The organism is Candidatus Latescibacter sp., assembly GCA_030692375.1.
GTDB lineage: Bacteria > Latescibacterota > Latescibacteria > Latescibacterales > Latescibacteraceae > JAUYCD01.
The window spans coordinates 1-14,093 of sequence record JAUYCD010000271.1 but is presented as its reverse complement, the minus strand read 5'-3'; the positions used below and the strand labels follow the sequence as shown (position 1 = coordinate 14,093).

Below are 14,093 nucleotides of genomic sequence, written 5' to 3'. Positions count from 1 at the left end.
ATCATCTACGGAATCTGGCGGGCGCGGACAGCGTATGGTTTCGAGGGTGCGATGGTCACTATCCTGCTCTGCGCAATAGGGGCGGTAGTATTGATAAAACTTGCGCTGAAAAGCAGGGCGGTGCGTTCGGTCGGGCTGGATTACAACGAGGAAGGCCACACTTCTCTTGACGATTATTCAGTCCTTGTGGGCAAAGAAGGAACCGCGCTGACCAAGCTCCGTCCCGCCGGAATAGTTATTATAGAGGGGAAGCGCGTCGATGTGGTAGCCGACGGGGAATTCATAGAAGCAAATTCACCGATACGGGTAGTGGGAATCGAAGGTCCCCGTATCATTGTCGAACTGAAAGAAGGGGGTTAACATGGATTTACTCATCGTTTTCGCCGTTGCTGTATTTCTCGTATTCATCTGGCTGTTTTTCTGGGCCATTCCGGTTCCGCTGTGGATTTCCGCGGTAGCGGCCAAAGTCCACATCAACCTTTTCTCCCTGGTGGGAATGCGTCTCAGGCGTGTTCCGCCCCCGCTCATTGTGACCGGGCTTATATCGGCCACGAAGGCCGGACTGAAAGTCTCAAGCGACGCCCTTGAAGCGCACTTTCTGGCCGGAGGCAATGTGGTCGCGGTGGTCAACGCGCTCATTGCCGCCGATAAAGCTTCTATCCCGCTCACCTTCGAACGCGCGTGCGCCATCGATCTGGCGGGAAGGAATGTGCTGGAGGCGGTCAGAATGAGCGTTCTCCCCAAAGTGATCACTACCCCTTCCATCGCCGCGGTGGCGAAGGACGGCATCCAGGTGAAAGCCATAACACGGGTGACCGTGCGCACCAACATCAACCGCCTGGTGGGCGGCGCCGGTGAAGAAACCATCATCGCCCGTGTCGGCGAAGGCATCGTGAGCACCATCGGCTCTTCCGAATCCTACAAGCAGGTGCTCGAAAATCCGGATAAGATTTCCAAGGTCGTGCTGGCCAAGGGGCTGGATTCAGGGACTGCGTTCGAGATTCTTTCTATCGATATCGCAGATGTGGATGTCGGAGAAAATATCGGCGCCAAGCTGCAGATGGCCCAGGCAGACGCCGATAAAAACATCGCCCAGGCGAGAGCGGAAGTCCGCCGCGCCATGGCCCGCGCCCTTGAGCAGGAAATGAAAGCTAAAGTGGTCGAGATGCGGGCGAAGGTGACCGAAGCGGAGGCCCAGATTCCGCTCGCTATGGCTGAAGCTTTCCGTACCGGCAACCTGGGTGTATTCGACTACTATAAGATGATGAACATCAAGGCCGACACCGACATGCGCGGCTCCATATCCAAAGGCGCCGAGCCGGATAAAACCAACGAAGGCGAGACCACCTGATGGAAGTGCTCATTAATGTAATCATTATTCTAGTTATCCTTTTTGCCATTATTAAACGCATGCAGGATGTGGCCAGAAAGGGCGGAGATATCACCGGGCAGCCTTCGGCGCCGCCCATGTCCCACGGGTGGCCGGAGCGTCCGGTTTCCGAGCCGGAGACTTTCCCTGAGGAGATGCCCTACGAAAAGCCGGAACCATACCGCGAGAGCAGGCAGTTTGAATCGCCCCGGAAAACATTTGCGGAAAAAAATTATCGGTACGAAGAGGAGAGGAAGCAGAATTCTTTTCCTTCTAATGAAACAGAGCCGCCGGGAGAGTATCAGCCAGCTTTTCAGACCGTCTCAAGGGTCGCTGAATCATCGCGGGGAACGAGCATGCAACGCCGAAGGAAAGAAGAGGGCCAACTCTTTCCGGTCCTTGCCGTTTGCAAGTCGGAACTGGTGCGGGGAATCATTTTGAGCGAGATTCTCGGCAAGCCGTTGGCATTGCGCAGGGAAAACAGGTGGTAAAGAGGGAAAACAGAATATAGGAGTCAGAATCCAGAATCCAGGATAAAAAGACGAGGATGAAGGATGAGTGATTAAGGGTGAATTTTGTTAGATTCCATGCCCCCTCGCCCGCTTGCGGGAGAGGGGGTAGGGGGTGAGGGAGAAGATTTCAGAAAAACCCCTGACAGACGTTTCAATCCCTCGCCGTCCGGTTTCACCCCGCGGCCGTCATACCGGATATACAGCCCTCGAATCCGTGACAATTCCCCCGAATACAGGAAAGCTATCTTGGCAGCGATGCCGGCAAGGTCATCGAACGCATAGGTATTACCCTTATACGCAAGCTGCAGGGAACCGTCCCCCAAGCGTATAACTCCGCCTTCTCCCGCCTCACGGAGAATGTTCTCCAGGCTTCCTGGTTCCAGATGAACCGGTGCGGTCCTTCCCTTTCCGGCGCTGCGCCAGGCAAAAGCGGTGAGGGGAATCTCAACCGCAACCAGGGATAGAGGAACCTTCGCTTCATGCATACGTACCAGGGCCGCGCCGATCTGTTCGACCGAAACCGGCGCGGTTTCTTTTTCAGTGCTTTCATGCAGTCCGCAGAGTATCCGGAGTTCATCCGGGCATTCCGGCGAGGGAACTTTATCGAAAAATGCGACCGGATTGAATTTCACCAGATTTTCTGCATCCAGCCCCACCGCAAAGGACATTCCCCGTTCATGGACTGACGCTGCGAGCCTTCGGGTCAATGCAGCCGTCTCCCCACTGTAGCCGTCCTTCCCCGCTGGGATAAATAAAAGACCTTCAGCGCCATATACCTCCGCAGAATCAATAAGGGCGAGCATATATTTCTCCGCCTTACTGAGTGATTTCTGGTCCCGGCAGTCTCCCCGGAAGACAATCTCGATTGCTTTCGAGTGCGCGCGGTATATTAAATCTTCTGCATTCAATCCTTTTCCCAGCTCAACGGAAACACTTGACACCGACGCATACAGGGTGTCCATAAGCGCGCTGTAGAGACCGGCTGAATTCTCTCCGTCGTATTCCATCCCCAGTTTCAGCGCGCCCACACGCCGCCGTGAAATCGGATTGGGAAGAGTGAACCCGTTGGCGCCCCGTACAATATTCAGCTCCTGGGTGAGAGCAGTTATGGATAAGGGAGCGGCGACCCGAACCCGGTACTGGCCTTCTTTTGGCGCCTGAAGACGGACGTGATCGCCGATGAGCGGTGAGCGTGCTGCCACCCTGCCGTCCCTTATCAGCGACACCGAGGCGCCTTCCGGCCAGTGAGTATTGGCAAGATCGAGAACCGGTCTGGATCGGTCGCAGGAAGAGATGAAAATAAGGAGAAAGAGGGGGATAAGCCGCTTCACAATAGTGCTCCGAGTGTAGACGCCGAAACAAGTTCGGCAGCAAGAGCATCTATATCGTCCAGAGCAGATGGAGCCCAGATTAATTGCCCCATTTTTTCAGCCTCTGTTTGGCCTCTGCTTGCGAGATTCCCTTTCCTTCTCTAATTTCTCGTTCCCCGCGTTCAAATTTGGTTTTGACATAAAGGGCGTGTATGATGTCATCCATGGTAGCTTCATCCGGTAATGAATCTATTACCTTTTTTGCAGCGTCTTTGACGGGCATTTCATATCTCCTTTTAAAAATGTTCGACGTCAATATATGTGTATCAAAATACCACAATTCTTTTCTCTGTCAAGAGCTTTACCTGATATTTCTCTCTCCATCTTTTAATTAAAAAAAGCCTCCCACGGACAAAGGAGGCTTTTTGTATGGATTTATGCCGGGGAAACTATTTCTTAGGTGCGGCTTTTTTGGCCGGGGCGGGCTTCGCTTTGGTCAGCTCTGCCACGCTGAACGAAGCATCGCCGTAAATCTGCTTCCACTGGCCGTTCTCCTTGGTCTTTATAACACAGACCCGTGGAGTCATCTTGACCGCTTTTCCGGTGGCTTTGTCGGTAAAATCATTTTCTACATAGTACGTGATGACTGCGGAGTTGCCGTCGGGGGTAACCTTGATCATCAGCTCGTGGATTTTGAAATCGATCTTGTCCATTGCATCGAAATTATCCTGATACCACTTTTTGACCGCGTCAAATCCGACCAGACGGTCACGGGTAGCGGGCGGAATCAACATGATGTCGGCGTCATGCGACCATACGTCGCTGATGGCGTTGATATCCTTGGCGTTCCAGGCCTGGGCGTATTTCATCTGGGCGGCGGTGAGCTCTTCTCTGATCTTGGCGGCGGCGGCCGAATCGATGACGGCAGGTGCGGCGCCGACCGCCGGAGCGGGCGAATTTCCCGGAGTCTGTGCCTTCTGCTGGCAGCCGAAGGTCAGTACGAGCGCGGATACCACGGCAAGAACAACCAACAGCTTTTTCATTCAGTTCCTCTCTTTCGGTACAGGGTGAAAAGCGGTGTACTTATCTGGCCTCTTCGATGGTATTGAGATGAAAAAGTATATCCACCATGACGCCCTGTCAAGTTATTTTCTCCAATAAATACATTGAAACTGAAGAGAGTTTCTCGTATCTTCCCTGAAAACAGTCAGGTTCCCGTTTAGAATGAAAATAAAAATCCCTTTCATGCGAGGTGTCCCATGAGACATACAAACAATGCGCTTCTTCTTTTCCTTGCCCTGACCGTAACCGGGGGAACTGTCGGTTTCGCCCAGCAGGCCGCCGAAAAATCCGCCGTGGCTACTCCGCCCACTGTCGGAGCGACCGAAACCAGAAACCGTCCGGTTTTCGGACGAACCGATCCCGCCAGATTCAAAGATGCCCCGAAAGCCCACGGCGGCGCGGGAATATTCAGATACATGGAGCTTCTCAGCGGTGATGTGTTCAAAACAAACATCCTGTTCGTGCACCGAGGCGTCATACCGCCCCACGCCGGTATCGGCGAACATATCCACCGTAACATGGAGGAGATGTTTTTTATCTTCGACGGCCGCGCCCAGTTCACGGTGAACGGCCATACCGCAGAGCTTCCCGGAAGGTCCATGGTGCTTTGCAGCGCCGGCTCCTCCCACGGCATCTATAACGACACCGATCAGGATGTCCAGTGGATGAATGTCGGGGTGGGCATGGTGAAAGGCAAATACGACAACGTCGATTACGGCGACGATCTCTCCAAGGCTGTTGTGGAATCTCCTGCGCCGTTCCTCTGGGGAAACCTTGACCGCATTCTTCTCAACCCGGTGTCTGGCGCGCACGGCGGCGCGGGAACGCTTCTCTTTCGGAGAATCTGGTCCAAACCCGCGTTCAAGACGCCCTGGTATTTCGTGGATCACTGCCTCCTGCCGCCGGGAACCTCCATAGGCTACCATCAGCATAACAGCATCGAGGAGATCTATTACATCGTCGAGGGAAGCGGCCTCTCCACAGTGAACGGACTTACCTTTGCGGTCAAGGCCGGAGATGCCATCCCCTGCACTGTCACCGATTCTCACGGCATCTATAACAATTCAAAAGAAAACCTGGAGGTCATGGTAGTCTGCGCCCAGTATCCCCAGGCTACCGACACCGACCGTAACTGGGGCGATGATCTCTCCAAACGTCAGATTACCAAAGAAACGCCGATTATGAAGTAAAGGAATATTCATGGGACTGGTTAACACCATCGACCTGCTCAACCACGCCGAAAAGCACTCCTATGCGGTGGGCGCGTTCAACGTGGTCAGCCTGGAGTTCTTGAACGGTATCCTCGAAGCCGCCGAGAAGATGCGCTCACCGGTGATAATAAACATCGCCGAGGCGCATTTCCCCTATGTCAACATCGAGCAGATCACTCCCGCCATCCGGTATATGGCGGACAATGTCTGTGTGCCGGTGGTATTGAACCTTGACCACGGCCTCTCGTTCGGGACGGTGGTACGGGCGCTGCGCTGCGGTTTTTCGGCGGTCATGTATGACGCCTCGAAGAAAAGCCTGGAAGAGAACATCGCCGAAACCCGGCTGGTGGTGCAGATGGCGCATTCTGTCGGGGTGAGTGTTGAGGCAGAACTGGGCAGGGTCGGCGGCGCGGAGGGCGGCGGGAAAGCGCGTGCGGAACGCAAATATTTCACCAATCCCGACGAGGCGGAGCGGTTTGTGGCGGAGACCGGCGTCGATGCCCTGGCGGTGGCGGTCGGAAACGCTCATGGGTTCTATGAAGGCGAGCCGGAGTTGGATTTCGACCTCATCTCTGCGCTCAAGCGCCGAGTGGGGGCGCCCCTGGTCCTCCACGGCGGTTCGGGCATTTCGGATGACGATTTCCGGCGGGCTGTGGCTCTGGGTATACGCAAGATCAACTTTTTCACCGAGATGAACAAGCTGGCCGCCGACCGGGTTCGCGAGCTTTTGAGAAAATCGGACGATTATCTCCTCCATGATCTGCTCCTGGAAGCCAAAAACCGCATCCGGGAAGTGGTCATGGACCGCCTCAGGGTGTTCGGGAGCGCCGATGCCTGTACGCTCACCGGGGATATCTGCCCCTCGCACTGTTCCTGCGGGTTTTCGGGGCAGTCGGCAAAACCCGTTGTACCGGGCAAAGAACCTGCTCCCTCTTTCCGGTCTGTGGTCATACCCGATGAGAGGTATATTGCCGACATGATTGCCCGGGCGGTTTTTGAGGTCATCAAAAAAAATGGCTGAGAAGAACGGGATCGGTTTTGTCGGCAGCGTCGTAGTCGATGTGGTCTCGGAAGTTCTGGAGCCGGGGAATGTGGTATACTCCGACGGCTGGCGCTATCTGACCGGGGACGATTACGAATCCGAGAAGATCGAGTACTCCACCGGAGGAATGGTTCTCAACAACAGTTTCAACCTGGCTGATATGGGGGCGTCCTATCCCATCCGGGTATTCGGCAAGATCGGCCAGGATGAGAACGCACAGAGAATCCGCGCCGCCCTGGTCGCGCACGGCCTTACGGATGCCAGCCTCACAGCCGTCCCGGAACATCCGACCTCAGTGACCAATGTGCTCTATATCCGTGACAGCAGCGGCACAGTCAACCGTACATTCCGGCATTACTTCGGGGCCATGGGCGATTTCGGGCCTTCGGACATCATGTATGATGCCCTCGAAGGGTTGAAAATCGTGATGCTCGGCTACTCCCTTCTCATGCCTCTCTTCGACCGTGAAGATGCCGAATACGGGGCGGTGATCGGCCGGGCGCTTGAAAAAATACGGGCCATGGGAATCATCACCTGCCTTGATTTCGTCACCCCCAAACGTGAGAAATGGTGGAAATTCAAACGGTTCCGGAATACCCTCCGCCATGTCGATATTCTGTCCATCGGGGAAGACCAGGCCGAAGGCATAACCGGCCTCGCCGATGAAAAGCGTGCGGCGCGCTCTCTTGTTGAGGAGTACGGGGTGAAAACTGCTGTGGTGCACTGCGGCGACCGGGGGAGGAACTATCTCTACAGCGCATCAACGGGATTGATCGAACAGCCCATTTTCCCCGTCCCTCGCGAGGAATACGCCGGCAATACCGGGGCAGGGGATGCATTCGCTTCCGGATTCCTCCACGGCATCCACCAGGGATGGGGGGAAAAAAAGAGCCTGAAATACGCCACAGCGGCGGCAGCAATCAGCCTCGGCAGCCTGACCGCCACCGGTGCGATGCGCAGGGAGGAATATATCCTCGATTACATGGAAACACGACCGGTATATTATAGACCCTGAAACGAGTTCAGGGTGACCTTGTCATGCCGAACTTGTTGCCGCTTCGCGGTAACGATGAAAGCGCAGCGCATCTTTTAGCAACCGTTGCGTCATCTCTATTTGTAGTGACATACCAAACTATATTTAGCATCTATTTCTTTGGAGGGAACAATGCGGATTGTTTTCGTTATTCTGGTCACTCTGGCTCTGGCAGCCGCGGCGCTGGCGCAGGCGTTGCATAACCTGGCGCTGAACGGCGTGTTATTCGAGGATGTTACACTCTCATCAGGTTTCGGTCATATAGGGCATGGCAAGTGTGTAGCCCTCGCTGATTTCGACAGTGACGGCGACCTGGATATCTATCTTGGCGTTGTCTATGCCAGAAACAAGCTGTTCCAGAACCAGGGAAACTTGAAATTTGTCGATGTCACCGAAGCGACAGGGGTGGGAAATCCCTATGACACCCACGGCGCAGTGTTCGCGGATTTCGACAACAACGGCCTCATCGACCTTTTTGTCGCCAATAATGTTGAAAACGCCTCCGAACAGCGGGGAATCCTGTCACAGCCTAACGCCCTCTACTTTCTCGGCGGTGAAGGGGTGTTCGTGGACAAGGCGGCGGCTGCCGGGGTGACCGGACTGGAATTCAACTATTCCTGCGGGGTTACCACCGCTGATGTGAACGGCGACGGTCTTCTCGATATCTTTGTGGCCAAGGGCGGATACCGGAGCGGGCCCGAATGCGCAAACTCGCTCTATCTCAACATGGGAAAGGGAATTTTCAAGGATGTCGCCAGAGAAGCCGCCCTGGCAGATACCGGCAACGGGTATTGCTGCGCCTTCTGCGATTACGACAATGACGGCCTCCCGGACCTGTATGTCGGCAACCTCAACGACAAGAATGATATGAACACCCGCCGCCTGTACCATAATGACGGCAACCTCCATTTTACCGAGGTGACAGAGAAACTCGGCATGAAAGCCAACGGGTACGATGTATCCTGCTTCTGGGGTGATGTGGACAACGACGGCAACATGGATCTCTTCCTGGGCAACAGCACCGGAAGGGGCGCCGCTGCGGACAATGCTTTCGGAAAAAACACGCTGTTTCACAACAACGGCGACGGCACTTTCACCGATATTTCAAAAGAGGCGGGTGTGGATATTGCCACCAATTCCCGCGGCTGCACCATGGGTGATGTGGACAATGACGGCGATCTGGACATCTATGTGACCAACAGCATGTGGGACGCCCTCCTCTTCATCAACAACGGGAAGGGAAAATTCACCGAATCGGCGCAAAAAACCGGCGGCGCGGTGTTCTATGCTCATGGCTGCGCGCTGGGCGATCTGGACGGCGACGGCGACCTGGAACTGGTTACCGGGAACTGGCGTAATGTGGGGGTAAACAATCCCGGAGAGTGGAAACTGTTCAAAAACAAAACCAACACCTCCAATTACCTGAAAGTCAATGTGCGGGGAGTGAAATCGAACCGGTCGGCGGTCATGACCCGTGTGTATATCTATGCCGCCGGAAAGAGCAGGGATGCGAAATCTCTCCTGGGGATGCGTGAAATAACCGCCGGAAACGGCACGTTCCCCGGCAATCCACTCCAGGTTCATTTCGGTCTGGGGAAAGCGCCTGCCTGCGATGTAGTGGTTAAATTCCCCGCCACCGGCCGTGAGGCAGAGGTGAAAAATGTCGCCGCCGGGAAAACCATCAATGTGGTCGAGCCGGAAAAATAAGGGAATTCTGAACCATGATTCACAGGATTTAAAAGGCTTGTGAAAAAGTTGGTTTTAAAAATCATTTAGATCCTGAAACGAGTTCAGGATGACGTCATGCAGAACTAGTAGCCGCTTGGCGGGAACGATGAAACCGTTTCGGCATCTATCAATTAAACAGAGTTTTTTTAAGGATTTCCATGATGATGATCCGGCAAAAAGTCACAGTGAATGTTATTTTCAGAACGACAAGACAATATTATCTGATTTATTGTATAGTATAAGTTATTGAAAGAACTCACCCCCTGACCCCCTCTCTTGAAAATAGAGGGGGAGAACCATCTGCTTCTTAAACTATGTATTATCAACATAATTACCAACGCTGTAGTCGTACCCCTCTCTTATAAAGAGAGGGGATCAAGGGGTGAGTTACCTCCAAAATAAAGATTAAATGGTATTCTTATGTTTTAAATAATACAAAAATACTTTTTGCCGGATTTCCATGATGTATTCATAAAAAAATCAAGTAAATCCAGTAATCATTCGCATCAGTGGTTCAGACAGTTAATCAACCCTTTCCCTTGGAGGCAGAATCATGAAACACGTGTTCGGGAAGTTTTTTACAGCGACAGTTTTACTTGTTCTTGCTCTTGTCTTCATCCCGTGCGCTTCACATTCCCAGAGCATCCGCATGATCGTGCGCGGCGACGACATGGGAATGACCCAGGGTTCCCTGGCCGCTTTCGAGAAGGCATTCAACGAGGGTGTGCTGACCTCCGGAGCGATCCAGGTCCCAGCACCGTGGTTCGAAGGCGCCGCCGATCTGTGTAAAAAGAATCCCCGCTGGTGCACTGGGGTCCACCTGACTTTGTGCGGTGAATGGATCGGATGCCGATGGAGACCGGTTCTCCCCTGGGATAAGGTGCCCACCATGGTTGATAGTGACGGCTTTTTTTACACCCATCCGGATTCGCTGTTTTCACGAAAACCGAACATAAAGGAAATCGAAGCTGAATTCCGTGCTCAGATCGAGCTTGCCAAGAGAAAAGGCATCAATGTCCAGTATATTGACGCCCATTATTTTTCCTACAAAGGCTATCCGGGACTTGAAGACCTTGTGATTAAATTGGGGAAAGAATACAATGTGCCCATTTCCGGAATGATGAATGAAACCCGTTTCGGCGGAGTCTATATGACTCCTGTGCCGCAGAAGAAAGAGTCGGCGATGAAACAGCTTGAAGCGCTCAAACCGGGATTGTGGCTCTGGGTCTGCCATATCGGGATCGAGTCGCCCGAACAGAACGCGCTCGTCCATTCCGCCCCTAAAGACCGGTTCACCGACGGCGGCGTCGGCGCTCACCGTGCGGGGGAGCTGGCGGTGCTCCTTGACCCGGAGGTAAAAGCGCTGATAAAGAAAAAGGGGATTGTGCTCACCAGCTACACCGATTTGTATAAAGAAAAGAAGAAGTAAAGGAAACCATCCCCATGCCCACATACCAGGATCGCCTTCCGCAGGGACGGGTGCTCTCGGTAGATGCACTCCGCGGGTTCGACATGTTCTGGATCATCGGAGGCAGCTCTCTTGTTGCAAGCCTCATGACCAGGGCGCACACCCCGTTCACCCTGGCTATTGCCCGGGAGTTTCAGCATTCCGAATGGCATGGTTTCACCTTCGAGGACCTTATCTTTCCTCTTTTCCTGTTCATTGTCGGAGTCAGCCTCTCGTTCTCCCTGACAAAAAGGCTGGAGCGCGGCGATTCACGGAAAGATATGTACATCCAGATAGTGAAACGCACCTTCATCCTGTACTTCCTGGGGATGATCATCAACGCCAAGCTCATTGGCTCTCTCGGCGGCCTGAGGTACACGGGAGTTCTGCCCCGCATCGCTTTCTGCTATTTTTTCGCCTCGCTCATTGTTATGAACTTCGACTTCCGGCGGCAGGCGATATGGGCCGGGGCGCTGCTCATCGGCTACTGGCTCGCCATGACGTTTATTCCGGTGCCCGGATACGGCGCCGGGGTGTTCACTCCGGAAGGCAGCCTTGCAAGCTGGCTGGATCGGATGTACCTTCCCGGCCAGCTTCGTACCAGGCTCTATGACAACGAAGGCATCATGAGCACCTTTCCTGCGGTGGCCACCACGCTCCTGGGTGTACTGAGCGGCGGGTGGCTCAGAAGGGAGCTTTCCCCGAACCGGAAGGTCCTTGGTCTAGTGGGGGCGGGGGCAGCCTGTCTAGCGCTCGGCCTCCTCTGGAATATCATCTTCCCCATCAACAAACTGCTCTGGACCAGCTCGTTTGCGCTTTTCGCCGGAGGAATAAGCATCCTTCTTTTAGCCCTGTTCTACTGGCTGATAGATGTACGCGGCTACCGGAAATGGTCGTTCCCGTTCGTGGTGGTCGGCCTTAATTCCATCACCATCTATTTTGCGCAGGGAATTTTCGATTTCGGCTTGATCGTGACCGTCTTCGTACACGAATTTGCCGGGCGCCTGGGAAGCTATAGATCGCTGTTCCTTACTGTGTGCGTCATCGCGATGAAATGGCTGTTCCTGTATATTCTGTACCGGAAAAAGATATTTTTGAGGGCATGAAAATTGAAGATAACTCACCCCTTGATCCCCCTTTCTACCACCCTACTGGTGAGTTTGTCTTTTTACCTCACCATTTCCAATTCATACCCGCTCGTGCAGGGATAGTATTCTTTCAAATACTCCAGCATGATATAAGGATCCTTGCCGTGAATCTGCTCGAACAGGTGCCTGCCTTCGCCCAGCTTTCGGTCTTTCGGAAGGCCGCTTGGGAGAAAGTTCTCGCTTTTAATCATGTCCAGAGAGGCGGTGTCTATGGCTGCGATATCCTCACCGGCGAGAATGCCGATATCGGGAACCAGGGAGGGGGAACTGAACCCCCAGCAGTCACAGTACATGGTAATATTGGTGAGGAAATTGATGAACAGGAGGTTTTCGGGAGCGAATTTCTTCAGCGCCGCCGCGGTCACCAGCGCCATACCCCGTGAAAAATCACGGAACTGATGGCCTTCCATGGTGACTGCGCCCTGGGGACAGATCATGACACAGTGCTGGCAGTAGGTGCAATGGTGATGAAAGATGGAAATCACTTTATTCTCTTTATCCGGAGTTATGGCGCTGTTGGGGCAGGCTTCGAAACATTTCAGACAGAATATGCACTTGGAAGTGTCGACAGTTATTCCGCCCTCCAAATGGTGCAGTTTGCTCCTCGTTTCAGGAGGTACGAGACCCATGGCGATATTTTTCAACGCGCCGCCGAATCCGCAGGCGCCGTGCCCCTTCACATGAGCAAGGTCGATGAATACATCGCTGTCCAGCGCCTCGCCGGAAAGAAGGGCAACATCAAGGTCTTTGAACCCGATCTGTTCGGAATAGAGATACTTGCCGCTCTCTCCGAAACAGGAAACCACCGGACACCCCAGCACTTCACGGGTATAGCCCCGTGCAAGCCCATTCTGCGCCCTGCCGTCGAGAATTTTTACCGACCTGGCGCCGGCTTCAAAGAGCGCCTCTACCAGAATCCGCACGAACACCGGGTGAATGGTGGTAAATCCAATATTTTCACCCAGGTGCATCTTGACCGCCACCGTCTTCCCGGAGACTTTCGCAGGCAGGCAGCACTTTTTCAGAATACGTTTGAACTTGGCGGGCAAAGTTTTCTCCGCTTCGAGACTTTCCACAGCGGCTTCGGCAAAGAGTAGAACTGCTTTTTCATTCGCTGGCATGAATCCTCCTGGATGATGTATCTATAAGCATTTTTAATCCCTTCCGTAAATCTCAGTCAGTTCTTTCAACATCGCGGCAATCTCCGGAGTAAGGGCGCCCGGCGCCAGCCGCCATTTCCAGTTCCCTGAAGCGGTGGAAGGAGTATTCATGCGCGCCTCCGCACCCAGGTTAAGAATATCCTGAACCGGAATGATGATGGTATTGGCGACCGACATCATGGCCATGCGCAGGAATTCACCGGATATCTCTTCCGGAGGAACAGTGCGTCCCAGGTAGCGGAAAAAATTCTCTTTCTCTTCCTTTCCGGCATCTTTTTCGAACCATCCCTTCACCGTATTGTTGTCGTGGGTGCCGGTGTAGACTACACAGTCTTTCACATGATTGTGCGGAGTATAGGGATTTTTTGCCGGTGCGCCGCCGAAAGCGAACAGCAGTACTTTCATGCCCGGAAATTCGTACTGGCGCATGATCTCACGGACATCGGCGTTGATGACTCCCAGGTCCTCCGCGAGTACGGGAAACACAGGGAACCGTCTCAGGAGCGTTTTGAAGAAATCTTCCGCCGGCGCCTTGATCCAATTCCCATTTACCGCTGTTTTTTCTCCGGCACCGACTTCCCAGTAAGCGATGAATCCGCGGAAATGATCCACTCTGACCAGATCGAAAAGGTTGAAATTATGCTCGAAACGCCGTATCCACCAGAGATACCCCTGTTTTTTCAACGCATCCCAATCATAGACCGGATTTCCCCAGAGCTGTCCGGTGGCGCTGAAATAATCGGGCGGGACTCCGGCGATGAAAGCGGGTTTTTTCCATTCGTTAAGCTTAAAAAGCTCCGGATTTTTCCATACATCCGGGCTGTCGTAATTCACATAGATGGGAATGTCGCCGATCATCTGGATATTCCGCTCACGGCAGTAGTCTTTCAGCGCTGTATATTGTTTAAAGAACACATACTGAAGGAATTTTGTATAGCCGACAGCCTCGCCAAAACAATCTTCCGCATTTTTCATGGCGTTCTGTTCCCGGTCGCGGAGCTCACAAGGCCAATCGCTCCATACCGCTCCGCCGAATTCCTTCTTGAGCGCAACGAACAGAGCGAAATCATC

The 14,093-nt window shown here is 53.6% G+C and carries 13 protein-coding genes and 1 pseudogene; 9 read left to right on the top strand and 5 right to left on the bottom strand.

Annotated elements, in window-relative coordinates:
- The 3 genes from Q8O92_16600 to Q8O92_16590 form a co-directional block, all read left to right on the top strand.
- Positions 1-360: NfeD family protein (locus tag Q8O92_16600; GenBank protein ID MDP2984940.1), on the top strand; the 360-nt coding region annotated here is incomplete at its 5' end.
- Position 361: 1 nt separating this feature from the next.
- The gene (gene floA / locus Q8O92_16595) at positions 362-1,351 is read left to right on the top strand and encodes a flotillin-like protein FloA (GenBank protein MDP2984939.1); all 990 of its coding nucleotides are present in this window, start codon (positions 362-364) and stop codon (positions 1,349-1,351) included.
- Positions 1,351-1,860, top strand: coding sequence for a hypothetical protein (locus Q8O92_16590; protein MDP2984938.1), 510 nt, complete (start codon positions 1,351-1,353; stop codon positions 1,858-1,860). Before floA ends, Q8O92_16590 begins: the two co-directional genes overlap by 1 nt.
- A gap of 71 nt (positions 1,861-1,931) precedes the next feature.
- On the opposite strand, the gene Q8O92_16585 is transcribed toward Q8O92_16590, so the two are convergent.
- From Q8O92_16585 to Q8O92_16575, 3 genes are all read right to left on the bottom strand, one after another.
- Positions 1,932-3,212 carry a hypothetical protein gene (locus Q8O92_16585; protein ID MDP2984937.1) on the bottom strand — a complete coding sequence of 427 codons (1,281 nt, stop codon included), beginning with the start codon at positions 3,210-3,212 and terminating at the stop codon, positions 1,932-1,934.
- A gap of 79 nt (positions 3,213-3,291) precedes the next feature.
- Positions 3,292-3,474 (bottom strand): hypothetical protein, encoded by a 183-nt coding sequence (locus Q8O92_16580; protein ID MDP2984936.1) that lies wholly within the window; start codon positions 3,472-3,474, stop codon positions 3,292-3,294.
- A 166-nt stretch (positions 3,475-3,640) separates the two neighbouring features.
- Entirely contained in the window at positions 3,641-4,234 is a 594-nt protein-coding gene (locus tag Q8O92_16575; protein MDP2984935.1) for a nuclear transport factor 2 family protein, read from the bottom strand.
- Positions 4,235-4,450: 216 nt separating this feature from the next.
- Between Q8O92_16575 and Q8O92_16570 the strand changes: the two genes are divergently transcribed.
- The 6 genes and pseudogenes from Q8O92_16570 (at position 4,451) to Q8O92_16545 (ending at position 11,820) form a co-directional block, all read left to right on the top strand.
- Entirely contained in the window at positions 4,451-5,443 is a 993-nt protein-coding gene (locus Q8O92_16570) for a cupin domain-containing protein (GenBank protein MDP2984934.1), read from the top strand.
- A gap of 10 nt (positions 5,444-5,453) precedes the next feature.
- Positions 5,454-6,293: pseudogene (locus Q8O92_16565) on the top strand (class II fructose-bisphosphate aldolase).
- Positions 6,294-6,477: 184 nt separating this feature from the next.
- Positions 6,478-7,521 carry a carbohydrate kinase family protein gene (locus tag Q8O92_16560; protein MDP2984933.1) on the top strand — a complete coding sequence of 348 codons (1,044 nt, stop codon included), beginning with the start codon at positions 6,478-6,480 and terminating at the stop codon, positions 7,519-7,521.
- Positions 7,522-7,671: 150 nt separating this feature from the next.
- Complete coding sequence (locus tag Q8O92_16555) at positions 7,672-9,246, top strand: CRTAC1 family protein (GenBank protein ID MDP2984932.1); 1,575 nt, start codon at positions 7,672-7,674, stop codon at positions 9,244-9,246.
- 574 nt (positions 9,247-9,820) lie between these two features.
- A complete protein-coding gene (locus tag Q8O92_16550; GenBank protein MDP2984931.1) occupies positions 9,821-10,696 on the top strand; it encodes a ChbG/HpnK family deacetylase in 876 nt (291 codons plus the stop codon).
- Positions 10,697-10,710: 14 nt separating this feature from the next.
- Entirely contained in the window at positions 10,711-11,820 is a 1,110-nt protein-coding gene (locus Q8O92_16545; protein ID MDP2984930.1) for a DUF5009 domain-containing protein, read from the top strand.
- A gap of 62 nt (positions 11,821-11,882) precedes the next feature.
- Here Q8O92_16545 and Q8O92_16540 read toward each other — a convergent pair whose 3' ends face one another.
- Positions 11,883-12,983, bottom strand: a complete 1,101-nt coding sequence (locus Q8O92_16540) for a DUF362 domain-containing protein (protein MDP2984929.1) — start codon at positions 12,981-12,983, stop codon at positions 11,883-11,885.
- A gap of 33 nt (positions 12,984-13,016) precedes the next feature.
- Positions 13,017-14,093: 4-alpha-glucanotransferase (malQ, locus tag Q8O92_16535; GenBank protein MDP2984928.1), on the bottom strand; the 1,077-nt coding region annotated here is incomplete at its 5' end.

Coding starts and splice junctions, on each gene's coding strand:
- Q8O92_16555 (MDP2984932.1), top strand. CDS start 7,672: ATGCGGATTGTTTTCGTTATTCTGGTCACTCTGGCTCTGGCAGCCGCG.
- floA (MDP2984939.1), top strand. CDS start 362: ATGGATTTACTCATCGTTTTCGCCGTTGCTGTATTTCTCGTATTCATC.
- Q8O92_16560 (MDP2984933.1), top strand. CDS start 6,478: ATGGCTGAGAAGAACGGGATCGGTTTTGTCGGCAGCGTCGTAGTCGAT.
- Q8O92_16590 (MDP2984938.1), top strand. CDS start 1,351: ATGGAAGTGCTCATTAATGTAATCATTATTCTAGTTATCCTTTTTGCC.
- Q8O92_16550 (MDP2984931.1), top strand. CDS start 9,821: ATGAAACACGTGTTCGGGAAGTTTTTTACAGCGACAGTTTTACTTGTT.
- Q8O92_16575 (MDP2984935.1), bottom strand. CDS start 4,234: ATGAAAAAGCTGTTGGTTGTTCTTGCCGTGGTATCCGCGCTCGTACTG.
- Q8O92_16580 (MDP2984936.1), bottom strand. CDS start 3,474: ATGCCCGTCAAAGACGCTGCAAAAAAGGTAATAGATTCATTACCGGAT.
- Q8O92_16570 (MDP2984934.1), top strand. CDS start 4,451: ATGAGACATACAAACAATGCGCTTCTTCTTTTCCTTGCCCTGACCGTA.
- Q8O92_16545 (MDP2984930.1), top strand. CDS start 10,711: ATGCCCACATACCAGGATCGCCTTCCGCAGGGACGGGTGCTCTCGGTA.
- Q8O92_16540 (MDP2984929.1), bottom strand. CDS start 12,983: ATGCCAGCGAATGAAAAAGCAGTTCTACTCTTTGCCGAAGCCGCTGTG.